This window comes from Bacillus sp. SIMBA_074, from assembly GCF_046534555.1.
In the GTDB taxonomy this organism is placed as follows: Bacteria; Bacillota; Bacilli; order Bacillales; family Bacillaceae_G; genus Bacillus_A; species Bacillus_A mycoides.
Genome location: NZ_JAWRYM010000173.1, coordinates 1 through 374, shown reverse-complemented (window position 1 = coordinate 374; position 374 = coordinate 1). Strand labels below are relative to the sequence as shown.

The window sequence follows — 374 nt, the reverse complement described above, 5'->3', positions numbered from 1 at the left end:
CTACCTGTCCGGCGGCGTTGCGAATTCCCCTCTGATCATGTCCGTCGACGACCTTTCTGCCGTCAAGCCGTGATCCTCGACGGCCGATCGGTCAGGCGGCGTCCCACCAGCGCAGCACGCGGAGTGCTCGCAGGGTGATCCAGCGGCTGGGGAAGCCCTCCATCTCGAACTCCACGAGCACCGAGCCCTCGTGCATGTTCTCCAGGACCCAGCGGCTCTCCGCGTCGGCTTTCGAGCGCACGAGTTCCACTGCCTCCGCCAACCGGGGATCGCGCCGGTCCTGCAGCCGGAAGTGCTCGAGACCGCGCAGCATGTCGTGGTACCAGCGCACCGGGTACGAGAGCATCGTCATCCGGGGATCGGCGACGGACCCG

At 67.4% G+C, this 374-nt stretch carries 1 protein-coding gene; it reads right to left on the bottom strand.

Going from position 1 to position 374, the window contains the following annotated elements:
* Nucleotides 1-91 precede the first annotated feature (91 nt).
* A partial coding sequence (locus SB773_RS30355; protein ID WP_486304302.1) for a hypothetical protein occupies nt 92-374 on the bottom strand: 283 nt, incomplete at its 5' end.